23 protein-coding genes are annotated in these 21,313 nt (G+C 70.1%); 14 read left to right on the forward strand and 9 right to left on the reverse strand.

Going from position 1 to position 21,313, the window contains the following annotated elements; genetic code table 11:
• Nucleotides 1–51: 51 nt before the first annotated feature.
• The 4 genes from CRM89_RS26670 (at nucleotide 52) to CRM89_RS26685 (ending at nucleotide 4,204) form a co-directional block, all read left to right on the forward strand.
• Nucleotides 52–1,269 (forward strand): MFS transporter, encoded by a 1,218-nt coding sequence (locus CRM89_RS26670; RefSeq protein ID WP_371392020.1) that lies wholly within the window; start codon nucleotides 52–54, stop codon nucleotides 1,267–1,269.
• A 79-nt stretch (nucleotides 1,270–1,348) separates the two neighbouring features.
• On the forward strand, nucleotides 1,349–1,969 hold the full coding sequence (locus tag CRM89_RS26675; RefSeq protein WP_098086592.1) for a TetR/AcrR family transcriptional regulator: 621 nt from the start codon (nucleotides 1,349–1,351) through the stop codon (nucleotides 1,967–1,969).
• A gap of 108 nt (nucleotides 1,970–2,077) precedes the next feature.
• Entirely contained in the window at nucleotides 2,078–3,316 is a 1,239-nt protein-coding gene (locus CRM89_RS26680) for an acyl-CoA dehydrogenase family protein (protein ID WP_098086593.1), read from the forward strand.
• Nucleotides 3,317–3,358: 42 nt separating this feature from the next.
• Nucleotides 3,359–4,204, forward strand: a complete 846-nt coding sequence (locus tag CRM89_RS26685; RefSeq protein ID WP_060593060.1) for an SDR family oxidoreductase — start codon at nucleotides 3,359–3,361, stop codon at nucleotides 4,202–4,204.
• 216 nt (nucleotides 4,205–4,420) lie between these two features.
• Here the strand turns inward: CRM89_RS26685 and CRM89_RS26690 are convergent, their stop codons facing one another.
• Entirely contained in the window at nucleotides 4,421–5,338 is a 918-nt protein-coding gene (locus CRM89_RS26690) for an alpha/beta fold hydrolase (RefSeq protein WP_228788179.1), read from the reverse strand.
• A gap of 69 nt (nucleotides 5,339–5,407) precedes the next feature.
• On the opposite strand from CRM89_RS26690, the gene CRM89_RS26695 reads away from it, so the two are divergent.
• The 3 genes from CRM89_RS26695 to CRM89_RS26705 are packed head-to-tail and all read left to right on the forward strand — an operon-like array spanning nucleotide 5,408 to nucleotide 7,171.
• Nucleotides 5,408–6,187 (forward strand): exodeoxyribonuclease III, encoded by a 780-nt coding sequence (locus CRM89_RS26695; RefSeq protein ID WP_060593058.1) that lies wholly within the window; start codon nucleotides 5,408–5,410, stop codon nucleotides 6,185–6,187.
• A 16-nt stretch (nucleotides 6,188–6,203) separates the two neighbouring features.
• On the forward strand, nucleotides 6,204–6,674 hold the full coding sequence (locus CRM89_RS26700; RefSeq protein ID WP_098086594.1) for a ribonuclease domain-containing protein: 471 nt from the start codon (nucleotides 6,204–6,206) through the stop codon (nucleotides 6,672–6,674).
• Entirely contained in the window at nucleotides 6,674–7,171 is a 498-nt protein-coding gene (locus CRM89_RS26705) for a barstar family protein (RefSeq protein ID WP_098086595.1), read from the forward strand. The genes CRM89_RS26700 and CRM89_RS26705 overlap by 1 nt, the downstream gene beginning before the upstream one ends.
• On the opposite strand, the gene CRM89_RS26710 is transcribed toward CRM89_RS26705, so the two are convergent.
• Complete coding sequence (locus tag CRM89_RS26710) at nucleotides 7,168–7,809, reverse strand: TetR/AcrR family transcriptional regulator (RefSeq protein WP_098086596.1); 642 nt, start codon at nucleotides 7,807–7,809, stop codon at nucleotides 7,168–7,170. The genes CRM89_RS26705 and CRM89_RS26710 overlap by 4 nt on opposite strands.
• A 108-nt stretch (nucleotides 7,810–7,917) precedes the next feature.
• Between CRM89_RS26710 and CRM89_RS26715 the strand changes: the two genes are divergently transcribed.
• The 3 genes from CRM89_RS26715 to yhjD are packed head-to-tail and all read left to right on the forward strand — an operon-like array spanning nucleotide 7,918 to nucleotide 10,966.
• Entirely contained in the window at nucleotides 7,918–8,847 is a 930-nt protein-coding gene (locus CRM89_RS26715) for an oxygenase MpaB family protein (protein ID WP_060593056.1), read from the forward strand.
• Between the two features lie 22 nt (nucleotides 8,848–8,869).
• Nucleotides 8,870–9,901, forward strand: coding sequence for a tryptophan--tRNA ligase (gene trpS, locus CRM89_RS26720; protein ID WP_011207466.1), 1,032 nt, complete (start codon nucleotides 8,870–8,872; stop codon nucleotides 9,899–9,901).
• Between the two features lie 45 nt (nucleotides 9,902–9,946).
• The gene (gene yhjD, locus CRM89_RS26725; RefSeq protein WP_060593055.1) at nucleotides 9,947–10,966 is read left to right on the forward strand and encodes an inner membrane protein YhjD; all 1,020 of its coding nucleotides are present in this window, start codon (nucleotides 9,947–9,949) and stop codon (nucleotides 10,964–10,966) included.
• 211 nt (nucleotides 10,967–11,177) lie between these two features.
• Here the strand turns inward: yhjD and CRM89_RS26730 are convergent, their stop codons facing one another.
• On the reverse strand, nucleotides 11,178–12,482 hold the full coding sequence (locus CRM89_RS26730; protein WP_098086597.1) for a D-alanyl-D-alanine carboxypeptidase family protein: 1,305 nt from the start codon (nucleotides 12,480–12,482) through the stop codon (nucleotides 11,178–11,180).
• A 132-nt stretch (nucleotides 12,483–12,614) separates the two neighbouring features.
• On the opposite strand from CRM89_RS26730, the gene CRM89_RS26735 reads away from it, so the two are divergent.
• Both CRM89_RS26735 and CRM89_RS26740 read left to right on the forward strand, forming a co-directional pair.
• Entirely contained in the window at nucleotides 12,615–14,120 is a 1,506-nt protein-coding gene (locus CRM89_RS26735) for an MFS transporter (protein WP_098086598.1), read from the forward strand.
• Nucleotides 14,110–14,721: a TetR family transcriptional regulator gene (locus CRM89_RS26740; RefSeq protein WP_060593052.1), complete on the forward strand. Its 612-nt coding sequence runs from the start codon at nucleotides 14,110–14,112 to the stop codon at nucleotides 14,719–14,721. The genes CRM89_RS26735 and CRM89_RS26740 overlap by 11 nt, the downstream gene beginning before the upstream one ends.
• Before the next feature lie 14 nt (nucleotides 14,722–14,735).
• On the opposite strand, the gene CRM89_RS26745 is transcribed toward CRM89_RS26740, so the two are convergent.
• Together CRM89_RS26745 and CRM89_RS26750 are read right to left on the reverse strand one after the other, a co-directional pair.
• A complete protein-coding gene (locus tag CRM89_RS26745) occupies nucleotides 14,736–15,635 on the reverse strand; it encodes a phenylalanine 4-monooxygenase (RefSeq protein ID WP_011207471.1) in 900 nt (299 codons plus the stop codon).
• Nucleotides 15,636–15,749: 114 nt separating this feature from the next.
• Nucleotides 15,750–16,337: a DUF4396 domain-containing protein gene (locus tag CRM89_RS26750; protein ID WP_228822085.1), complete on the reverse strand. Its 588-nt coding sequence runs from the start codon at nucleotides 16,335–16,337 to the stop codon at nucleotides 15,750–15,752.
• Nucleotides 16,338–16,447: 110 nt separating this feature from the next.
• On the opposite strand from CRM89_RS26750, the gene CRM89_RS26755 reads away from it, so the two are divergent.
• Nucleotides 16,448–17,131 (forward strand): RadC family protein, encoded by a 684-nt coding sequence (locus CRM89_RS26755; protein ID WP_170986867.1) that lies wholly within the window; start codon nucleotides 16,448–16,450, stop codon nucleotides 17,129–17,131.
• Nucleotides 17,132–17,187: 56 nt separating this feature from the next.
• Here CRM89_RS26755 and CRM89_RS26760 read toward each other — a convergent pair whose 3' ends face one another.
• The 4 genes from CRM89_RS26760 to sdhC are packed head-to-tail and all read right to left on the reverse strand — an operon-like array spanning nucleotide 17,188 to nucleotide 20,612.
• Complete coding sequence (locus CRM89_RS26760; protein ID WP_011207476.1) at nucleotides 17,188–17,961, reverse strand: succinate dehydrogenase iron-sulfur subunit; 774 nt, start codon at nucleotides 17,959–17,961, stop codon at nucleotides 17,188–17,190.
• Nucleotides 17,961–19,760: a succinate dehydrogenase flavoprotein subunit gene (sdhA, locus tag CRM89_RS26765; RefSeq protein ID WP_011207477.1), complete on the reverse strand. Its 1,800-nt coding sequence runs from the start codon at nucleotides 19,758–19,760 to the stop codon at nucleotides 17,961–17,963. The genes CRM89_RS26760 and sdhA overlap by 1 nt, the downstream gene beginning before the upstream one ends.
• Nucleotides 19,761–19,776: 16 nt before the next feature.
• Entirely contained in the window at nucleotides 19,777–20,208 is a 432-nt protein-coding gene (locus CRM89_RS26770; protein WP_011207478.1) for a succinate dehydrogenase hydrophobic membrane anchor subunit, read from the reverse strand.
• A gap of 5 nt (nucleotides 20,209–20,213) precedes the next feature.
• Nucleotides 20,214–20,612, reverse strand: a complete 399-nt coding sequence (gene sdhC, locus CRM89_RS26775) for a succinate dehydrogenase, cytochrome b556 subunit (RefSeq protein ID WP_011207479.1) — start codon at nucleotides 20,610–20,612, stop codon at nucleotides 20,214–20,216.
• 292 nt (nucleotides 20,613–20,904) lie between these two features.
• Between sdhC and CRM89_RS26780 the strand changes: the two genes are divergently transcribed.
• Nucleotides 20,905–21,306: a cytidine deaminase gene (locus CRM89_RS26780; protein ID WP_011207480.1), complete on the forward strand. Its 402-nt coding sequence runs from the start codon at nucleotides 20,905–20,907 to the stop codon at nucleotides 21,304–21,306.
• Nucleotides 21,307–21,313: the final 7 nt, after the last annotated feature.

The following is a 21,313-nucleotide window of genomic DNA, read 5'->3' on the forward strand; positions in this document are numbered from 1 at the left end:
CTCACGCGATCTCGGGAAGCGATGCCGGTTGCCGGTCGGTTACATGGACACGTGACGAGTCCCGCGACCATCGCCCCCGTCCGTTCCGACTCCCCGCGCACCGAGTGGCACGTGCCCGCGATGCTGGCACTGGCGCTCGGTGGTTTCGGCATCGGCACCACCGAATTCGTCACCATGGGCCTGTTGCCCGACATCGCCGTGGCCATGCACGTCTCCGAGCCGACCGCCGGGCACGCGGTGTCGGCCTACGCGCTCGGCGTCGTGGTCGGTGCGCCGCTGCTGGCCGCGCTGTGCGCGCGGGTACCGCGCAAACGTCTGCTGGTGGCCCTGATGGTGGCCTTCACCCTCGGCAATCTCGCCACCGTGCTCGCGCCGACCTTCCACACCCTGGTCGCGGCGCGCTTCGTCGCCGGCCTGCCGCACGGCGCGTACTTCGGCGTCGCCTCGCTGGCCGCGGCCTCGCTCGCGCCGGTCGGCCGGCGGGCGAAGGCGGTCGCCGCGGTGATGCTCGGCCTCAGTGCCGCGAACGTCGTCGGCGTGCCCGCGGCCACCTGGCTCGGCCAGCACTTCGGCTGGCGCGACGCCTTCGTGGTGGTGGCGCTGATCGGCGCGGCGACGGTGGCGGCGCTGCTGCGCTTCGTGCCCGAACTCACCGGGTTGGTGATCACCAACCCGCTCACCGAACTCGGCGCGCTGCGCAGGACGCAGGTGCTGGCCACTCTCGCCGTCGGCGCGATCGGCTTCGGCGGCATGTTCGCTGTCTACACCTACATCGCGACCACCTTGACCGACGTGGCGGGCATGGCCGCGGGCGCGGTGCCGTTGGTGCTGGCGCTGTTCGGCCTCGGCATGGTGGCGGGCAACGTCGCCGGCGGCGTGCTGGCCGATCGCGGCGTGGACCGTTCGATCTTCGTCGCGATGGTGACGATGGCGGTCGTGCTCGCGGCCTTCGCCGCCGCCGCGCACCACCCGGTGACCGCCGCGATCGGCGCGTTCCTCGTCGGTGCCTCGGGCGCCGCGCTGGCGCCGGGCCTGCAGACCCGCCTGATGGACGTGGCCGCCGACGCGCAGACCCTCGCCGCCGCCCTCAACCACGCCGCGCTCAACATCGCCAACGCGGCGGGTGCCTGGCTGGGCGGTCTGGTGATCGCCGCGGGCTTCGGCTACACCGCGCCCGCGTTGGTCGGCGCGGGCCTGGCGGTGACGGGCGTGCTGCTGTTCACCGTGACGGTGTGGGCCGCCCGCCGCGGCGCGCCGGCGGCGCAGTGACCGACAGGCGCACCGACACAGACACATCGACATCGGACGCACTGACATACAGCTCTGTATGTAACCGTAGAATCGCCGGATGACCACGACCGGCAGGCGGCCGCGGCGCACCCAGGAGCAGCGCAGCACCGAGATGCGCACGCGGCTGCTCGACGCCACCATCGAATGCCTCGTCGAGTACGGCTACGCGGGCACCACGACCCCGCGCATCGCCGAACGCGCCGGGGTCACCCGTGGCGCGCAGGTGCACCACTTCGGCTCGAAGAACGATCTGGTGATCGCCGCGATCAACCACCTGGCCCAGCGCCGGGTGCAGGCGGTGCTGCGCGAGATGGCCGACCTGGCGCCGGGCGCCGATCCGGTGGCGTCCGCCCTCGATTTCCTGTGGGAGCTGCACCAGGATCCGCTGTTCACGGCCACCGTGGAGCTGTGGGTGGCCGGTCGCACCGAACCCGTCCTCGCCGCCGCGATGGCGGAGGTGGAGCCCTTCGTCAACGGCGCCGTGCTCACCGCCGTGGAGCGGTTCGTGCCCGACGAGATGCGCCGCAAGGGCGCGCGCGACTTCGTCTACACCGCGATGGACACCCTGCGCGGCATCCTGCTGGCCGGCTCCGGTGACACCGACACCGAGCGTGCGCACCGGCGCTGGCGGCGCGCCTGCGCCCTGCTGCGTGCCGCCGCGCGCGCCTCGGACACCTGACCGGCGAGCCGCGCGCCACCCGTTGCGCCGTTACATACAGCTCTGTACGTTTGTGGCAGCTCGATCCGCCGGACTCGGCGAGCGGCGCAGCGACGGGAGTGAACGACGATGTTCGAATGGTCCGAGACCGATCTGATGGTGCGCGACGCCGTGCGCGGTTTCATCGACCGCGAGATCCGGCCCAACCTCGACGCCCTCGACAGCGGCGAGATGCTGCCGTACCCGATCCTGCGAAAGATGTTCGCGGAGTTCGGCATCGCCGCCATCGCGACCGAGTCGCTGGAGAAGTCGCTGGCCGCCGAGGAAGCCCGCACCGAGGGCGGTGACGCGCCCGAGCGCGGTGGGTCCGGTGCGTTCGGTCAGCAATCCATGATGGCCGTGGTGGTCAGCGAACTGTCCGGCGTCTGTCTCGGCCTGGTCAGCGCGATGGGCGTGAGCACCGGGCTCGGCGCGGCCACCATCATGGCGCGCGGCACCCTCGCGCAGAAGAAGCGCTGGCTGCCGGAACTGGTGACGATGGAGAAGGTCGCCGCCTGGGCGATCACCGAACCCGACTCCGGCTCGGACGCCTTCGGCGGCATGAAGACCTACGTGCGCCGCGACGGCGAGGACTACCTCCTCAACGGCCAGAAAACCTTCATCACCAACGGCCCCTACGCCGACGTCATCGTCGTCTACGCCAAGCTCGACGAGGGCGACGCCGGCGTGGACAAGCGCGACCGCAAGGTGCTGACCTTCGTCCTCGACAAGGGCATGGAAGGTCTCACGCAGGGCAAACCGTTCAAGAAGATGGGTCTGCACGCGTCTCCCACCGGCGAACTGTTCTTCGACAACGTGCGGCTCGGGCGCGATCGTCTGCTCGGGGAGACCGAGGAGCACCGCGGCGGCGACGGCCGCGAATCCGCGCGCACCAACTTCGTCGCCGAGCGGGTCGGGGTGGCGTTCCAGGCGCTGGGCATCATCGAGGAATGCCACCGGCTCTGCGTCGAATACGCGAAGAACCGCAGGCTGTGGGGTCAGGAGATCGGGCGGTTCCAGCTGGTGCAGCTCAAGCTGGCCAAGATGGAGATCGCGCGGATCAACGTGCGCAACATGGTGTTCAGCACGCTGGAGCGCGGCCGGGCGGGCAAGCCGCTGTCGCTGGCCGAGGCCTCGGCCATGAAGCTGTACTGCTCGGAGACCGCCACCGAGGTGGCGATGGAGGCGGTGCAGCTGTTCGGCGGCAACGGCTACATGAGCGAATACCGCGTCGAGCAGCTCGCCCGCGACGCGAAATCGCTGATGATCTACGCGGGCAGCAACGAGATCCAGGTGACCCACATCGCCAAGGGGCTGCTCGGCCGCTGAGGCCCCGTCGGTTCGCGGCGATCCGTCGAGAAAGGCACACAGATGAGTTCAGCCGCACGGATAGCGGGCAAGGTCGTCGTCATCACCGGCGGCGCGCGGGGTATCGGGTACGCCACCGCGCGCACGCTGCGCGATCTGGGCGCGCAGGTCGCCATCGGCGACGTCGACGAGGCCAAGGTGAAGGAATCCGGCGCCGAACTGGGCCTGGACGTCTACGGCGCGCTCGACGTCACCGATCCGGACAGCTTCGAGGCCTTCCTCGACCAGGTCGAGCGCACCCTCGGCCCGATCGACGTGCTGGTGAACAACGCGGGCATCATGCCGACCGGCCACTTCGCCGACGAGCCCGACCGCGTCAGCCGCCGGATCCTCGACATCAACGTCTACGGTGTCGTCCTGGGCAGCAAGCTGGCCACCCGGCGGATGCTCGAACGCGGCCGCGGGCACGTCATCAACATCGCCTCCCTCGCCGGTGTCGTCGCCACCCCCGGCCTGGCCACCTACTGCGCCAGCAAGGCCGCCGTGCTCGCCCTCACCGACACCCTGCGCCTGGAGTACCGTGACCGCGGCATCGAATTCTCCGCCGTGACACCGACCTTCACCAACACCGAACTGGTCGCGGGCACGGCGGGCGCGAAGGGCATGCGCAACGCCGAGCCGGAGGAGATCGCCGCGGCCGTCGCGGCCCTGATCACCACCCCGCGCCGTCGCGTCGCGGTGACCAAGCTCGCCGGCAGGCTGGCCAACCTCCAGTACTACGTGCCGGAAAAGGTGCTCGACTTCCTCGGCGACAAGCTCGGCATGAAGGAGGTCTTCCTCAGCGAGGTGGACCAGCAGGCCCGCGCCGCCTACGAACGCCGCGCCCGGGGCGAGGACGACGAATCCTGAAGTCCGGCACTGCGGCGGCCTGCGTGGTGATGCTGCGCTGCCGCCTCCGGCCGCTGACCCGCTCAGGCTGTGTTGGATTCGCCTGAGCGGGGCGGCCTGCGTGGTGACGCTGCGCTGCCGCCTCCGGCCGCTGACCCGCTCAGGCTGTGTTGGATTCGCCTGAGCGGGGCGGCCTGCGTGGTGATGCTCCGCTGCCGCCTCCGGCCGCTGACCCGCTCAGACGGCGCGCAAGCGGGTGCGGCTGGCGTAGACGTGTTCGGCGATGAGGGTGGCGATCCGGTCGGGTGCTTCCAGCATCGGCACGTGGCCGACCCGGTTGACCAGGATGCGGTCGGCCGAGTCGGGCAGCTCCTTCAGGAACCGTCGCGCGTAGACGCGGTTGGGGATCACCCGGTCGTACTCCGACAGCAGCAGCCGCACCGGCGTGGCCAGATCCGACAGGTCGGCCAGCGCGGGCGCGCGCAGGCTGCCCAGGATCAGCGGCACCATCGCCCGGCAGTTCACCGCCGCGGTGACGGTGGCGACGGCGTCGCGGCGCGCCACCGCGGTGGGATTCTTGACCACCGGGAACAACGCCAGCCGCCGCACCACCGGGTTGCGCGCGGCGAAATCGGCCATCCGCGCACCCAGGCGAGTCACCGGCACCAGCGACAGGAATTTCAGCGCGACCCGGAACTGGGTGAGCGAGGGCACATTCCAGCCGCCCGCCGGTGCGATGAGCGTCAGGGTGCGGGCCCGCCCGCGCCGGGCCAGCTCCACCCCGACCCACGCGCCGAGTGAATTGCCCGCGATATGGCAGGTGCGCCAACCCATCTCGTCGAGTTGCCGCTCCACCGCGTCGGCCAGCGCGGCGATGTCGATGGTGCGTCCCGGCGCGTCCGGCCCACCCCAGTGCCCCGCCAGGGCGGGGGCGAACACCTCGCAGTGCGCGGCCATCAGCGTCGCGGTCTGCTCCCAGCAGTGCGGCGAGAGCAGGAAGCCGTGCAGCAACAGCAGCGGATCACCCGAACCGATGTGCAGCGCCGCCATCGCGGCGGGCCGCTCCACGGGCTTCTTGCGGGCCGGCTTCGCGCCCGTGGCGGCGCTCGCACGCGCGGCGGGGGAGGCGGGGGACGGGGAGGTGTCGGACGTCATCGTCAGCACCCCTTCCTGGACGGCGGAGTCCGGGGCAGGTACATCTGACCAGCATTGTACGGTCGGACGGTGCCGAACATCGTCGCAACGATCAACGTCAACGGGGTCAGGGCCGCTGCGGGCAAGGGGATGCTCGCGTGGCTGGCCGCCACCGAGGCCGACATCGTCTGCCTACAGGAGACCCGCGCCACCGACGAGCAGACCGCGGCCGCGCTGGCGCCCGCGCTCGCGGACGGATGGCAGCTGGCCCACGCCGAGCCCGGCGCGAAGGGGCGCGCCGGGGTCGGGATCCTGTCGCGGCGGGCACCGGACGCGGTGCGAATCGGGTTCGGCAGCAGCGAGTTCGACGGCTCGGGCCGCTATCTCGAAGCCGATTTCGGGGATGTGACCGTGGCCAGCGTCTACGTGCACTCCGGTGATGCGGGTACGCCACGGCAGGACGAGAAGTACCGCTTCATGACGGAATTCGGCGCGTACCTGAAGGCCCGCACCGGCGATTTCGTGGTGTGCGGCGACTGGAACATCGCCCACACCGAACGGGACCTCAAGAACTGGAAGGGCAATCGCAAGTCCGCCGGATTCCTCCCCGAGGAACGCGCCTGGATCGACGAACTGCTCGCCGCGGGCTACGTCGACGTCGTCCGCGCCCTGCACCCCGACGTCGACGGCCCCTACAGCTGGTGGTCCTACCGCGGCCGTGCCTTCGACAACGACTCCGGCTGGCGCATCGACTACCACCTCGCCCGCGGCGAACTGGCCGGCCGCGCCAAACAGGCCGTGGTCGAGCGCGCCCCGTCCTACGACCAGCGCTGGTCCGACCACGCACCCGTCACCGTCCAGTATCGCTGAGGGAGGGCCGTCCACGATGTCTCCGAAGGTGCTTCGACTGGTGGGGGCCTTGGGAGCCCTGGCGGTGGTGGTGCTGATCTCCGTCCTCACCACCCGCGGCTCGGACACCGCGCCGAGCGCGATCTCGGCCACCGCGACGCCCGCGGCGGGTGCGAGCTCGACCGGCAAGCCCGCGGCTCCGGTCACCTCGCCGACGCGGGTGGCGGGCGTGCCCGAGCGGGCCTACACCACGCTCGCCGAGATCGATGCGGGCCGCTGGCCGGATTCGGCGAACGCGCCGGGCACCAAGGGTGGGGAGCGGTGGATGAACCGCGACGGTGATCTGCCGCGCGCCGATGCGGCGGGCAGGCCGATCACCTACCAGGAGTGGGACGTCAATCCCAAGCAACGCAACCGGACCCGGGACGCTGAACGCATCGTCACCGGCAGCGACGGTTCGGCCTGGTACACCGGCGACCACTACCAGACCTTCACGAGGATGCGCTGATGCCTGTTCCGCTGTCGCGATTCCTGGCCCGCCCCACCGAAGCCCGGCCGGAATCCGCTACCCCCGAGCCGATCGCCGCCGCCGCGGAACCGGTGTTCGGCGCGCTGGCAGTGAGCGCGCCGGAACTGACCGAGGTGCGCTATCGCGCGCCCGCCGGTTACGCGGTGCGCGAGTTGCGCGGGACGCGGATGCGGACGGTCGCGGGCGTGTTCGACGAGTGGGCGGCGGCCTTCCAGTTCCCCTACTACTTCGGGCAGAACAAGAACGCTTTCGACGAATGCCTACGTGATCTCGACGATTTCGTGGGTGAGGCCGCCGGGTATGTCGCGGTGGTGCGCGACGCGGCCGACCTGCTGGCCGAGCAGCCCGCCGAACGGGATTGGTTCGACGAGGCCATGCGCGACTGCGCCGACTACTGGCGCCGCCGCGACGTCAGCTTCCGGGTGGTGTTGCAGGGCGATCCGGACACCACCGCGGTGGAGCTGGAACTCGACTAGGGCTTGGGCAGCCGGCCCGCCAGATCCTCGCCGAGCAGCACGAACACGTCGGTGGTGTGCTCGACGAGTTCGTCCCGGTCGAGCGCGATCTCGCCCTGCAACCACGAGGTCAGCGTGTGGACCAGGCCGCCGACCAGGTAGGTCGCGCGGAAATCGATCACCGCGTCGGACACCGGCTCGCCGCGGCCGTAGAAGCCGACGCCCTGCGCGGCGACCATGCGCGCGAACGCGCGGACGGTCTGGTTGCCGCGCGCCCGCAGCTCCGGCGTCGACATGCCCGCGATCAGTGCCGCGCGTGCCTTGCGCGGGTCGTCGGTGAGCAGGTGGATACCCGCGGCGATGGCGGCGTGCGCCTTGGCGCGCGTCTCGTCCGGCGCCTCGCGCAGTGCCGCGAGGATGGCCAGCGCCAGTTCCTCGGCGATCTGGTCGAACAGGGCGGCCAGCACGGCCTCGCGGCTGTCGAAGTTCTCGTAGTAGTAGCGCTCGTTGAGACCGGCGCGCGCACAGAGCCCGGACACGGTCAGTTTGGCCGTGCCCTCGGTGCCGACGATCTCGAGCGCGGCGTTCAGCAGCGCGGTGCGCCGCTGCGCCCTGCGCTCCTCGGCGGAGACGCCGCCGTAGGTCCGCTGCGCAGTCACCCGTCCGATTCTGGCACGCCGACCGTTCTGAGGTTTTTGGCAGAGTGTCTTGCCAGAATGGGCAATCTGGTGGATTCTGTTGCCAGATGACTCGATGAGGAGGCCGCCATGTCCGAGCCCGGATACTTCGCCGAGCACTCGATGATCCGGCGGGTGATGCGCAAACGCGCGGTGGGCATCACCTACGGACTGCGGGCGCTGGTGATCGGCGCGGTGCACCCGCTGCTGTATGTGGGCACCGCGGAGAGCACCCACCACCGGAGCACGCCCTACACCCGGCTCGCGATCACCGGCAAGCTGTTCGAGGCGGTGTTCCTGGGCAGCAAGGACGAGGCCGACCGGGCGCTGTCCTACACCGGTAAACGCCACGTCCGGGTCAGCGGCGCGCTGCCGGAGGACGCGGGCCCGCACCCGGCGGGCACGCACTACTCCGCGCTCGACCCGGACCTGATGTTCTGGACCATGGCGTTCACCTTCGACTCCGCGGAGGTCATGCACGACCTGCTGGTCCGCAGGCTGACCGACGGTGAACGGGAGGCGCTCTACCACGACTACGTGCGCTGGGGCGAGCTGTTCGGGATGCCGCGCTCGGCCGCCCCCGACAGCTACGCCGGTTTCCGGGCGCGCTACGACGGCTACCTGGCCTCGAACCAGCCGCATCTCACGCCGGAGGCGCGGATGGTGGGCTCGTACCTGATGGGGCAACGGGTGCCCTACCCGCTGCCGGTGCCCGCCCAGCAGGTCACCGGCGGGTACTACCTGCTCGTGCAGGGCAGCCTGCCCGAGCCGGTGCGGCGGTTGTACGGCCTCGACTGGGGGTGGGCGCAGGAACGCCGGTTCCGGCTGCTCGCGGCCGGGGTGCGGGCCGCCCATCTGGCCCCGCCGGTGGGCCCGCGCCTGCTGGCGAACACCCTGCGCGGTCCGAGCGCGCCGCTCTACCAGGTGGCCTCGCGCCGCGAGCAGGACCTGCAACGCTCCGGAAAGCCGAGTATGCCCGGTGTCGATCCGCGCTCGTGGGCGGAGCGGAATTCCGCTTGAGCGGCATGGAAAGATCGGGGGTATGTCCAGTCCTGCATCAGCCCCGGCCGCGGAGCGCAAGCAGCGTGTGCTGTCCGGGATCCAGCCGACCAGCAATTCGTTCCACCTCGGCAACTACCTCGGTGCGCTGCAGTACTGGGTAGGGATGCAGGACGACTACGACGCGCTGTACTTCATCCCGGACATGCACGCGATCACCGTCGCGCAGGAGCCCAAGCAGCTGCGCGCCCGGACCAGGGCGGCCGCGGCCCAGCTGCTGGCCATCGGCATCGACCCGAAGCGCTCGACGCTGTTCGTGCAGAGCCAGGTGCCCCAGCACGCCGAACTGGCCTGGGTGCTCAGCTGCATCACCGGTTTCGGCGAGGCGAGCCGGATGACCCAGTTCAAGGACAAATCGGCCCGTCACGGCGCGGACAACGCCACCGTTGGCCTGTTCACCTACCCGGTGCTGATGGCCGCCGACATCCTGCTCTACCGCCCGCATCAGGTGCCGGTCGGCGAGGACCAGCGCCAGCATCTCGAGCTCACCCGTAACCTCGCCCAGCGGTTCAACACCCGCTTCAAGAAGACCTTCGTGGTGCCCGAGGCGCACATCGTCAAGGGCACCGCCAAGATCTACGACCTGCAGGATCCGACCTCGAAGATGAGCAAGTCGGCGGCCTCGGACGCCGGTCTGATCAACCTGCTCGACGATCCGAAGGTGAGCGCCAAGAAGATCCGCTCGGCGGTCACCGACACCGGCCGCGAGATCCGCTACGACCCGGACACCAAACCCGGTGTCAGCAACCTGCTGGTGATCCTCGGCGCACTGACCGGAACCTCGCTCGACACGCTCGAGCGCGATTACGACGGCAAGGGTTACGGCGACCTGAAATCCGACGTCGCCGACGCGCTGGTGGAGTTCGTCACGCCGTTGCAGGCGCAGGTGCGAGAGTATCTGGCGGATCAGGGCGAACTCGATCGCATCCTCGCCGCCGGAGCCGAGCGCGCGCGCGAGATCGCCGGCAACACTCTCGCACAGGTCTACGACCGAGTGGGTTTCCTGGCACGCTAGCCCGGGTACGACGCTTGCGAGGGTAGGCGTCGAAGGGGTGTACAGGTGCAGGTGATCGACAACGTCAAGGCCGGTATCGAACGTCGCGTGCAAGCGCGACCGTGGCTGGATCACCTGATCCGCGCCGGTGGGCAGTACCAGCGGCAGCGCGGCGACTACTTCGCCGCGGGCATCACCTATTTCACGGTGCTGTCGCTGTTCCCGCTGCTGATGGTCGCATTCGCGATCGCGGGCTTCGTGCTGGCGGGCAACCAGGACCTGTTCACCGAGCTCCAGAACAAGATCGTCGAGAACATTCCCGGCGAATTCGGCACGCAGGTCAACGATCTGGTGGACCAGGCGGTCGAATCCCGCGGCACGGTCGGTGTCCTCGGCCTGATCACCGGCCTGTGGACGGGGCTCGGGTGGATGGCGAACCTGCGCGCGGCGCTCACCGAGCAATGGGAGGGCAAGCACGAGGACGGCAACTGGTTCCTCACCAAGCTCTCCGATCTCGGCGCGCTGCTCGGCCTCGGTGTCGCCCTGGTGCTGTCGCTCGGTCTGTCGGCGGTGGGTTCGAGCGATCTGGGGGAGCGCGTGCTCGACGGCCTCGGCCTCGGCGGGGTGCCCGGTGCGCGGCTGCTGCTGACCGCGGTGTCGATCCTGCTGGCGCTGGTGGCCAGCTGGGCGGTGTTCGCCTGGATCATCGCGCGGCTGCCGCGCGAGCCGGTCACCCTGGCCAGCGCCGCCAAGGCCGCGCTGCTGGCGGCACTGATCTTCGAGGTCTTCAAGTTCGTCGCCTCGATCTACCTGCGCACGGTGCTGCGCAGCCCCGCGGGGGCGACCTTCGGGTCGATCATCGGCCTGATGGTGTTCAGCTACGTCACCTACCGGATCATCCTGTTCGCCACGGCCTGGGCCGCGACCGCCGAGGAGAACCGGAAGGACGCCGAGGTTCCCACGCCCGCACCGGCGGTCATCCGGCCGCGCGTGGTCGATCGCGGGGTGTCCGGCGGGGCGGGTGCGGCCGCGTTCGGAGCGGGCGCGCTGGCGGCGCTGGCGTTGACGATGTTCCGGCGCAAGTGAAGTCGTAACGGTCCCGGTGCCGAAGCCTGCGCCCGAATTCGTGGAACCGACCGGCGGGCTGCGGCGTCCAATCTCATGACGCGATATCCCGATCGGGGATCGCGGGGACCGGCGGGACGAGGGCTGCGTGCGGCCGGTCACGGGACAGGCCGGTGCCCGGCGAGGGGCGGGCACCGGCACGCACCCGAACGATTCCCCCGCGCGGGCGGTGTCAGCGGCGGGGGCGGCTGACCCGGCGCGCGCCGAGCAGCAGCACGGCGATCGCTACGAGACCGCCGACGATCAGCAGCGTGCGGGCGCCCGCGTGCCTGCGTTCGGGTTGTGCGGCGGTGGCCGTCTCGTCGTCGCCCGGCGGCGGCGCGGCCAGTACCACGTTCTGCTCGGTGTCGGTGGCGTCGGTCGCCGCGCCGGGCAACGACCCCACCGAAGCACCCGCGGGCAGCGCGAAGCCGTAGTCGAGCAGCCGGGCGGCCTGCTCCCACGGACGGATCGGCAGCACGTCGGCCTTGAGCAGGGTCACCACCAGGCGGCGGCCGTCGCGCTCGGCGGCGGCGACGAAAGTCTGGCGGGCGTCGTCGGTGAAGCCGGTCTTGCCGCCGAGGGCGCCCGCGTAGTTGTAGAGCAGCTGGTTGTCGTTGCCGATCGGGAAGCCGGGGTGGTCGGTGTCGTCGGGGATCAGCGGGTTCTTCGGATAGCCGGGGAAATCGATCTGCTCGGTGCGGATGAGTTCGGCGAACAGCGGGATCGTCATCGCCTCGCGGAACAGCAGGGAGAGGTCGTAGGCCGAGGTGGTCATGCCCGGTCCGTCCAGTCCGGAGGGCGTGGCGGCGCGGGTGTCGAAGGCCGACAACGACTTCGCGACCTCGTTCATCCGCGCGACGGTGGCCTTGTCGCCGCCGAGTTGCGCGGCGATGGCGTGTGCGGCGTCGTTGCCCGAGGCCATGATCAGCGCTTGCATCAGCTGCCGGTTGGTGTAGCGGCCGCCGGGGCCGATGCCGACGCGGGTGCCGTCGACGTCGGCGTCGGCCTGGGTGCCGGTGACCACCCGGTCCAGGTCGAGTGTGCGCAGCGCCACGATGGCCAGCAGCACTTTGATGGTGCTGGCGGGACGGTACCGGCCGTGCGGATCCTTGGCCGCCAGCACCTCGCCGGTGTCCAGGTCGGAGATCATCCACGCGGTCGCGGAGATGTCGCGGGGCAGTGGCGGCGCGTCGTCGGGCACCACCACACCGCATTCGCCCATCCGCGCACCCCCGATCGGCGGCACCGGCACCGGCAGCGGGGTGGGCGCCGGCTCACCGGGGGCGGGCACCTCGGAGGTGTCCACCGCGGGCGGCGGGACGTTCTTCTGCGGGCAGGTGTCGGTCTCGGGGGTGGTGAACGGCGCCGTCGTGGTGGGTGGCGTCGGCGCGGTGGGCGCGGCCGCGGCGGGGATCGCGACCGCCGCGCCGAGTGCGGCCGCGACGGTGAGCGCCGCCGTCAGCCTGCGCAGGGGGACGGAGAGGCGAGCAGTCATCGACAGCGAGCCTATCGGGCGCTCCGAGTCCAGCCGCGCGGGCGGCGGCCGGTGTTGCCCGGCAGATATTGACAGAAGCTCCGAAATGAGAGTTACTATCAAAATCCATAAACTTCCATTTTCGGAGGATTCGTGCGAACCGACTCCGCTTCCCGTCTGCTCGCCCTGGGCGCCCTGTCCGTGGCGACGCTGACCATCGGGCTCGACATGACGGTGCTCACCGTCGCGCTGCCCACGCTCGCCATGGATCTGCACGCCGACGTCGGCGCCCTGCAGTGGTTCAGTACCGCCTACACCCTGGCGCTGGCCGCGCTGATGCTGCCCGCCGGCGCGCTGGGCGACCGTTACGGCCGCAAACGGCTGCTCCTGGCGGCGTTGGTCGTCTTCGGATCGGCCTCCGCCGCGTGTGCTTTCGCGACATCCTCGGGGCAGCTGATCGCCGCCCGGGTGGTGCTCGGCGCGGCCGCGGCGGCGATGATCCCGCTGTCGATGGCGGTGCTGCCGGTGTTGTTCCCCGAGCCCGGAGAACGCGCCCGCGCGTTGTCGATCTGGGTCACCGCGATGGGGCTCGGCCTGCCGCTGGGCCCGGTGCTCGGCGGATGGCTGATCGACAACTTCTGGTGGGGGTCGGTGTTCCTCATCAACGTGCCGATGGTCGTGGTGGCCGCGATCGCGGTGGCCGCGCTGGTGCCCGAATCCCGCGACCACGCCCGGCGACCGCTGGATCTGCCGGGAATGGGACTGTCGACCACGGGCATGCTGGCGCTGACCTACGGACTGATCCGCTGCGGTGAGCAGGGGTGGGGCGACCCGCTCGCCCTGGCCTGCGTCGCCGCCGGTCTGGTCGCCGGTGCCGCGCTCGTCGCCTGGCAGCGGCGCGCTACGCATCCGCTCATCGACCCGGGCCTGTTCCGGGCGCCCGGCTTCCGGTGGGGCGCGGTGTTCGCCGTGCTGATCAGCTTCGCGCTGTTCGGGTTGTTCTTCACGGTCCCGCAGTACTTCCAGGAGGTGCTCGGCACCGACGCGCTCGGTAGCGGACTGCGGTTGCTGCCGATGATCGGCGGACTGATCGTCGGCGCCAGGGTGGGGGAGCGGCTGTTGCCGAAAGCCGGCGCGCGCGCGGTGCTGACCGGCGCGATGGTGGTGCTGGCGCTCGGCCTCGGCTGGGGTGCGCTCACCGGCGTCGACAGCCCGTACTGGTTCACCGCCTGCTGGATCGCGCTCGTCGGTGCGGGCATGGGCGCCGGCCTGCCGGTCGCGATGTCGATGGCGCTCGACGATCTCGACCTGGACCACGCCGGCGTCGGCACCGCGTTGCTGCAGGCGGTGCGCCAGGCCGCGGGCACCCTCGGCGTCGCGGCCCTGGGCGCGGCGCTGGCCACGCGGTACCGCAGCGAACTCGGCGCGCTGAACACCGCCCCCTACGACGCCGGGGTCAGTGCCGGGGTCGCGACGGCGAAAGCCACCGGCGACACCGCCGCGCTGGCGCAGGTGCAGTCGGCGTTCACCGGCGGGATGGCGCTCATGCTCTGGGTGTGCGCGGCGGTGGCGGCGGCCGGGGTGGTACTCGCGCTCGCCGCGCTGCCGCGGCGGGCCGACGCACCCGTTGATGCGTCAGAATCGACGCATGTCGGTTGAACCATCGGACGCCGCGCCCGCACCAGGCCTCCGGGAACGCAAGAAGGAACGGACCCGGCGCGCCCTGCGGACCGCGGCGTTCCGGTTGTTCCGCGAGCAGGGGTACAGCGAGACGACCGTCGAGCAGATCGCGGCCGCGGCGGAGGTCTCGCCGAGCACCTTCTTCCGGTACTTCCCGTCCAAGGAACACCTGGTCGTCGCCGATGATCTCGACCCGGTCATGATCGCCGAGATCCGCGCCCAGCCGCGTGGACTGTCGCCCTTCCTCGCCTTTCGCAACGCGATGAGTGCCGCCTTCGCGACGCTGACGCCCGAGGAACTCGCGTTCGAGCAGGAGCGCCAGGCGCTGCTGTATCACGTGCCGGAACTGCGGGCCGCGATCGGCCGGGAACTCGAGCGGGGCATCGAGATGATCGCCGGCCTGCTGGCCGAATACCTGGAGCGCTCGCCCGACGACTTCGACGTCCGCGCGGCCGCGGGGGCGATCGCCGGAGCGGGTATCGCCGTCTCGCTCCGGTCCCCGGTCAACGCCGAAAACCTCGGCCGGGTGATGGAATTCCTCGACGCGGGCATGCCGCTGGGGGCCGGCCGCCCCGGCTGAGCTCCGGACCCGCCCTAGCCTCGCGAGCCGGACCCGACGCGCCGCGCGCGCAGCGGGGTCTCGTCGTCCATCTCCGCGAAGAACCCGCCGATCACGTCCTCGATCTGGCCGATCGACTCCGCGCAGTACAGCACCGGCTGATAGTGCGTGATGTCGTACGGTTCGGTGCCCATCGCGACCACGTCCAGCGGACGCAGCCGGGCCCGCCGGAACTCCTCGATCTCGCCGAACGAGGACAGCAGACCCGCTCCGTAACAGCGGATCTCGCCGCGTTCCCGGACCACCCCGAACTCCATCGAGAACCAGAACACGTCCGCCAGGAACTTCAGCGCCGCCTCGGTACGCAGGCGCGCCACCGCCGCGCCGACGGTCCGGTAGATCGCGGCGAACCGCGGGCTGGCGATCTGGTTCGCGTGCCCGATGATCTCGTGGATGGCGTCCGGCTCGGGGGTGTACAGCGGTGCGGAATGGTGGCGGATGTACTGGGTGGAGTGGAACACCGACTCGGCGAAGGAGCCGAAGAACTCCCGCAGCGGCACCAGACCGGCGGCAGGGACGTAACGGAACCCGCTGAGCGGGGCCAGCGCCGCGCTCACCTCGTCGAGCTGCGGGATGTGGTCGGTGGGCAGGGCGAGGCGCTCGGCGGCGGCCAGCACCTCGGCGCTGGCGTAGGTGCGGTGCTTGCGCGCCAGCTCGGTCGAGACCATCCGCCAGACCCGCTGCTCCTCCTCGGTGTAATCGACCCGGGGAAGGGCCGCGCCGGGCGTGTAACCCAGCGCCAGCGCGGCGATGGCGTTGCGCCGCGCCCGGTAGTCCGGATCGCGCACGCCGGGGTGCTCGTCGCTCAGGTGCACCGTCACCGCACCGTCTCGGTCACGGGTCACCGGCGAGTACAGCTGCGCTTCGGTGAACATGATTCGATGCAAGCACCGGTGCGCCGCCGGGACAACGAACACCCGGACAACTGGACAATCTGCTCAGTTCCCCCGGCCGGTACCGCTCGATTGCGGCAGCGCGGGCGGAATCGATCAGTGGTAGGCGTGCACGACCGCGTGGCCCTTGCCGCGGCCGATCAGCCACTTGTTCACCGGCGTGGTCACCACGAACGCCACCGCGAAGGCCAGGGCCAGTGAACCCCAGAACAGCGCGTCGGTGATGCCGGCGTGCATGGCGCCCGGCACCAGGAGCAGCACGCCGTTGTCGACGATCTCCATGACGGTGATCGACACCGTATCGGCGGCCAGCGCCACCGACAGCGCGGCGCCGAAGGCGACCCCGGCTCGCATCACGCCGCGCATGGTCAGGCCGTAGCCGAAGACGAAGGCGAGCACGATCGCCAGCACCATGGTCTGCACGTTGCCCCAGCCGAGCGCGGTGCCGATGACCATGCCCAGCACCTCGCCGATGGCGCAGCCGGTGAGGCAGTGCAGGGTGGCGGTCATCGCCATCTGCCAGGTGGAGTGGTCGCTGTGGGCTGCGTGGTCGGCGTGGGCAGCGTGGTCCGCGTGGTCGATGTGGTCCGCGTTGTCGGTGTGGTCGGTGTGGTCCGCGTGGGTGGCGTGGTCGTGGGCAGGGTGATCGGCATGGCCGGAGTGGTGGCCTTGCATGTCCTCCATACCCCGGACTATACCCCTATAGGGTATATCGTCAAGGCGAGTCGTCGCCCCGGTGTCGGTGGGCGGTGGCATGATCGCCCCGTCACGTCGGATGGCGAGGGGGGATGGGGATGTCGGTACCGATCGCGCGGATGCCCAGCTCACAGCGGCCGCGAGAGCGTCTGCTCACGCTCGGGCCGATGGCGCTCAGCGACGGTGAGCTGCTGGCGCTGCTGCTCGGCCAGGGCCGCCGCGGCGCGAGTGCGCTGGAACTCGCCGCCGAGCTGCTGGCCGACCACGGCGGCATCGCCGGCCTGGCCGCGGCCAGGCCGGAAGAACTGGCCCGCCGCACCGGCGTGGGCTCGGCGAAGGCGGCGGCCCTCATCGCCGCTTTCCACCTCGGCCATCGCGCCCGCGCCGAGTCGGCCGCGGCGCCGCGGCTCACCCACGCCGCCGAGGTCGCCCGCGTCGCCGCGCCCCTGTTCGCCGGTGCCCGCGTCGAACGCCTGCTCGTGCTGATCTGCGACACCCAGCACCGGCTACGCCGCCACGTCTTCGTCGCCGAGGGCGCCGTCGACCGCGTCGCCGTCCCGGTCCGCGAGATCCTCAACACCGTCCTGCGCCACGACGGCCGCTCCTTCGCCGTCGTCCACAACCACCCCTCCGGCGACCCACACCCCAGCCCCGACGACCGCCGCGCCACCACCCTCCTGCACGCCGCCGCCACCACCGTCGGCCTCCGCTTCCTCGACCACATCGTCCTCGCCGGCGAACACTGGTCCCGCGCCGCACCCCTGGACGATGCGCCGTACTGAAACGCGAAGGCCGCCCGCGTCTGTCGACACGGACGGCCTTCGTGGGCGGCCTGGACTCAGCGGGCGAAGAGGAGGGCTCGCTTGACTTCCTGGATGGCCTTGGTGACCTCGATGCCGCGGGGGCAGGCGTCGGTGCAGTTGAAGGTAGTGCGGCAGCGCCACACGCCTTCGACGTCGTTGAGGATGTCGAGGCGTTCGCGGGCGCCCTCGTCACGGCTGTCGAAGATGAAGCGGTGCGCGTTCACGATCGCGGCCGGGCCGAAGTAGCTGCCGTCGTGCCAGTACACCGGGCACGAGGTGGTGCAGCAGGCGCACAGGATGCACTTGGTGGTGTCGTCGAACCGGGCACGGTCGGCCTGGCTCTGGATGCGCTCGCGGGTCGGCTCGTTGCCCGAGGTGATCAGGTACGGCTTCACCGCGCGGAAGGCATCGAAGAACGGCTCCATGTCCACCACGAGGTCCTTCTCCACGGGCAGGCCGCGGATCGGCTCGACGGTGACGGTGATGCTCTTGCCGTCCTTGGGCAGCATGTCCTTCATCAGCACCTTGCAGGCCAGCCGGTTCACACCGTTGATCCGCATGGCGTCGGACCCGCACACGCCGTGGGCGCAGGAGCGCCGGAAGGTGAGGGTGCCGTCGAGGTAGGACTTGATGTAGATCAGGACGTTCAGGAAGCGGTCGGTCGGCAGGACCGGCACCTGGAAGGACTCCCAGTGCGCGCCCTGGCCGTCCTCCGGGTTGAACCGCGCCACCTTGACGGTGATCATGGTCGAGCCCTCGGGCACCGGAGCCGGATTCGACGCGCTGGTCTTCTCGAGTACGGCAGTCATCAGTACTTACGCTCCATCGGCTCGTAACGGGTCTGCACCACCGGCTTGAAGTCGAGCCGGATGTCGGACAGCAGATCCGTGCCCTCCTTGTAGGCCATGGTGTGCCGCATGAAGTTCACGTCGTCGCGGTCCGGGTAGTCCTCGCGGGCGTGGCCGCCGCGCGACTCCTTGCGGTTGAGCGCGCCCACCACGGTGACCTCGGCCAGCTCGAGCAGGAAGCCCAGCTCGACGGCCTCGAGCAGGTCGCTGTTGTAGCGCTTGCCCTTGTCCTGCACCGTGATCCGCGAGTACCGCTCCTTGAGCGCGTGGATGTCGGTGAGGGCCTGCTTGAGCGTGTCCTCGGTGCGGAACACCGAGGCGTTGTTGTCCATCGACCGCTGCAGCTCGGTGCGGATGTCGGCGACGCGCTCGTTGCCGTGGTCGGACAGGATCAGCGCCAGCCAGTCCTGCACCATCTGCGCCGGGTTCTCCGGCATCTCGACGAAGTCGGTGCGCTCGGCGTACTCGGCGGCGGCGATGCCCGCCCGGCGGCCGAAGACGTTGATGTCCAGCAGCGAGTTGGTGCCGAGGCGGTTGGCGCCGTGCACCGAGACGCAGGCGCATTCACCCGCGGCGTAGAGGCCGGGCACGATGTCGTCGTTGTTGCGCAGCACCTCGCCGCGGATGCGGGTGGGGATGCCGCCCATCACGTAGTGGCAGGTCGGGAAGACCGGCACCAGCTCCTTCACCGGGTCCACGCCCAGGTAGGTGCGGGAGAACTCGGTGATGTCGGGCAGCTTCTCCTCGAGCACGTCCTCGCCGAGGTGGGTCACGTCGATGTAGACGTAGTCCTTGTTCGGCCCGGCGCCGCGGCCCTCGAGCACCTCGAGCACCATCGAGCGGGCGACGATGTCGCGCGGGGCGAGGTCCTTGATGGTGGGGGCGTAGCGCTCCATGAAGCGCTCGCCGTCGGCGTTGCGCAGGATGCCGCCCTCACCGCGGACCGCCTCGGAGATGAGGATGCCCAGACCGGCCAGACCCGTCGGATGGAACTGGTGGAATTCCATGTCCTCGAGCGGCAGGCCCTTGCGGAACACGATCGCCATGCCGTCACCGGTCAGGGTGTGCGCGTTCGAGGTGGTCTTGTACATGCGGCCCGAGCCGCCGGTGGCGAACACGATCGACTTGGCGTGGAAGACGTGCAGGTCGCCGGTGGCCAGCTCGTAGGCGACCACGCCGGTGGCGACCGGACCGCGGTCGGTCTCGGTGAGCACCAGGTCGAGCACGTAGAACTCGTTGAAGAACTGCACGTCGTGCTTGACGCAGTTCTGGTACAGCGTCTGCAGGATCATGTGGCCGGTGCGGTCGGCCGCGTAGCAGGCGCGGCGCACCGGCGCCTTGCCGTGATCGCGGGTGTGACCGCCGAAGCGGCGCTGGTCGATCTTGCCCTCGGGCGTGCGGTTGAACGGCAGGCCCATCTTCTCCAGGTCGAGCACCGCGTCGATGGCCTCCTTGGCCATGATCTCCGCGGCGTCCTGGTCCACCAGGTAGTCACCACCCTTGACGGTGTCGAAGGTGTGCCATTCCCAGTTGTCCTCTTCCACGTTGGCCAGCGCGGCGCACATGCCGCCCTGGGCCGCGCCGGTGTGGCTACGGGTCGGGTACAGCTTGGTCAGCACGGCCGTCCGGACGCGCGGGCCCGCCTCGATGGCCGCGCGCATACCCGCGCCGCCGGCACCGACGATGACGACGTCGTAGCGATGTTCCTGAACAGGACGGGCTGCGACGGCGCCGCTGTTACGTTCGCTGGACTCACTCATGCGAGGTGGCCTGTTCCTAACTGATGTTGGGGTCGAAGGTGAAGATGACGTAGGTGCCGACGCCCATGATCAGGATCATCGAGACCGCGAGCAGGGTCTTGAGCCAGAAGCGGGTCGAGTCCTTGCGGGAGTAGTCGTCGATCACGGTGCGCAGGCCGTTGCCGCCGTGCAGCTGGGCCAGCCAGAGCATGGTGAGATCCCAGATCTGCCAGAACGGCGAGGCCCAGCGGCCGGCCACGAACGCGAAGTTCAGGCGCTGCACGCCGCCGTCGATCATCAGCATGATGAACATGTGACCCAGGACGAGCACGATCAGCAGCAGCCCGGAGAAGCGCATGAACAGCCAGGCGTACTTCTCGAAGTTGTTGCCCGCGCGCCCGCGCGGCGCCCGGGGTAGGTCCAGGCTGGCGGGGCGGTCGTAGGACTTGCCGAGAACAGGTGCGGTCATCGTGATCAGTGCTCCGTCAGCAGGTAGAAGAACTGGCGGCCGACACCGGCGGCCGAGGCCACGATCCAGATGGCGAGCACGATCCACAGCATCTGGCGCTGGAAGCGCGGGCCCTGGGACCAGAAGTCGACGAGGATCACGCGGACGCCGTTGAGCGCGTGGAACAGCACGCAGACGACCAGGCCCATCTCCATCAGGGCGACCAGCGGGTTCTTGTAGGTCTCGATGGCTTCGTCGTAGACCTCCGGGCTGACCCGGACCAGCGCGGTGTCCAACACGTGCACGAAGAGGAAGAAGAAAATCGTGACACCGGTGATGCGGTGCAGCGCCCAGGACCACATTCCCGGGTCGCCTCGATACAGCGTCTTCCGCTTCGGCTGGGCCGGAGCTTCGATCGTGGTCATAGAGTGCGGTGCCTCCAACGTCGTTGATGGACCCGGTTTCAGGTCCGGTGCCGACCGCGTGGGAGGGGCGAATGCCCAGGTGGCTGCGCTGTGCTCCTGAAGCGCATGCCCGCTGCCGGGAACCTGAACCGATCTGTCTTGGACTCTAATCCCCTCCGATTCGCGGAACTAATTCGGCGTGCCGTGCGTTGCGTGGTAATGCGGTGGGTTAGGTTTACCTTTGTTGCTGCGTAACGGGGTGCGCTGCGGCACTCGCGCGCGTGGGTGCGGCCCGTGGAGGAGAAGGTCCGCTGTGCCCGAAATCGACTGGAATTCTTTGCGCGACAATGCTTTTCGGGTAATGCATAACGCCTATGCGCCGTACTCGCGGTTCCCGGTCGGCGCGGCGGCTCTCCGTGCCGACGGCGGAATTGTGAGCGGATGCAATGTGGAAAATGTCTCATACGGACTCGGCCTCTGTGCCGAAACTGTACTGGTCGGTAACTTCATCGCGGGTGGGGGCGGGCGGTTGCTGGCGGTCTCGGTGACCGATTCGCGCGGCGAAATCCTGCTGCCCTGCGGGCGCTGTCGCCAGGTGCTCTACGAGCACGGGGGAGCGGGGTTGCTGGTGGACCACCGGGCCGGTCCGGTCCCGCTGGCGCGGTTGCTGCCCGATGCCTTCGGCCCCGACGACCTCGCCGCCGGGCAGCGGTGAGTGCCAG

Source organism: Nocardia sp. FDAARGOS_372 (assembly GCF_002554515.1).
GTDB classification, from domain to species: domain Bacteria; phylum Actinomycetota; class Actinomycetes; order Mycobacteriales; family Mycobacteriaceae; genus Nocardia; species Nocardia farcinica.

Coding starts and splice junctions, on each gene's coding strand:
- CRM89_RS26730 (WP_098086597.1), bottom strand. CDS start 12,482: ATGACTGCTCGCCTCTCCGTCCCCCTGCGCAGGCTGACGGCGGCGCTC.
- CRM89_RS26675 (WP_098086592.1), top strand. CDS start 1,349: ATGACCACGACCGGCAGGCGGCCGCGGCGCACCCAGGAGCAGCGCAGC.
- sdhC (WP_011207479.1), bottom strand. CDS start 20,612: ATGACCACGATCGAAGCTCCGGCCCAGCCGAAGCGGAAGACGCTGTAT.
- CRM89_RS26680 (WP_098086593.1), top strand. CDS start 2,078: ATGTTCGAATGGTCCGAGACCGATCTGATGGTGCGCGACGCCGTGCGC.
- CRM89_RS26700 (WP_098086594.1), top strand. CDS start 6,204: ATGTCTCCGAAGGTGCTTCGACTGGTGGGGGCCTTGGGAGCCCTGGCG.
- CRM89_RS26705 (WP_098086595.1), top strand. CDS start 6,674: ATGCCTGTTCCGCTGTCGCGATTCCTGGCCCGCCCCACCGAAGCCCGG.
- CRM89_RS26770 (WP_011207478.1), bottom strand. CDS start 20,208: ATGACCGCACCTGTTCTCGGCAAGTCCTACGACCGCCCCGCCAGCCTG.
- trpS (WP_011207466.1), top strand. CDS start 8,870: ATGTCCAGTCCTGCATCAGCCCCGGCCGCGGAGCGCAAGCAGCGTGTG.
- CRM89_RS26745 (WP_011207471.1), bottom strand. CDS start 15,635: ATGTTCACCGAAGCGCAGCTGTACTCGCCGGTGACCCGTGACCGAGAC.
- CRM89_RS26760 (WP_011207476.1), bottom strand. CDS start 17,961: ATGACTGCCGTACTCGAGAAGACCAGCGCGTCGAATCCGGCTCCGGTG.
- CRM89_RS26755 (WP_170986867.1), top strand. CDS start 16,448: ATGTCGGTACCGATCGCGCGGATGCCCAGCTCACAGCGGCCGCGAGAG.
- sdhA (WP_011207477.1), bottom strand. CDS start 19,760: ATGAGTGAGTCCAGCGAACGTAACAGCGGCGCCGTCGCAGCCCGTCCT.
- CRM89_RS26690 (WP_228788179.1), bottom strand. CDS start 5,338: ATGACGTCCGACACCTCCCCGTCCCCCGCCTCCCCCGCCGCGCGTGCG.
- CRM89_RS26750 (WP_228822085.1), bottom strand. CDS start 16,337: ATGGAGGACATGCAAGGCCACCACTCCGGCCATGCCGATCACCCTGCC.
- CRM89_RS26740 (WP_060593052.1), top strand. CDS start 14,110: ATGTCGGTTGAACCATCGGACGCCGCGCCCGCACCAGGCCTCCGGGAA.
- CRM89_RS26685 (WP_060593060.1), top strand. CDS start 3,359: ATGAGTTCAGCCGCACGGATAGCGGGCAAGGTCGTCGTCATCACCGGC.
- CRM89_RS26715 (WP_060593056.1), top strand. CDS start 7,918: ATGTCCGAGCCCGGATACTTCGCCGAGCACTCGATGATCCGGCGGGTG.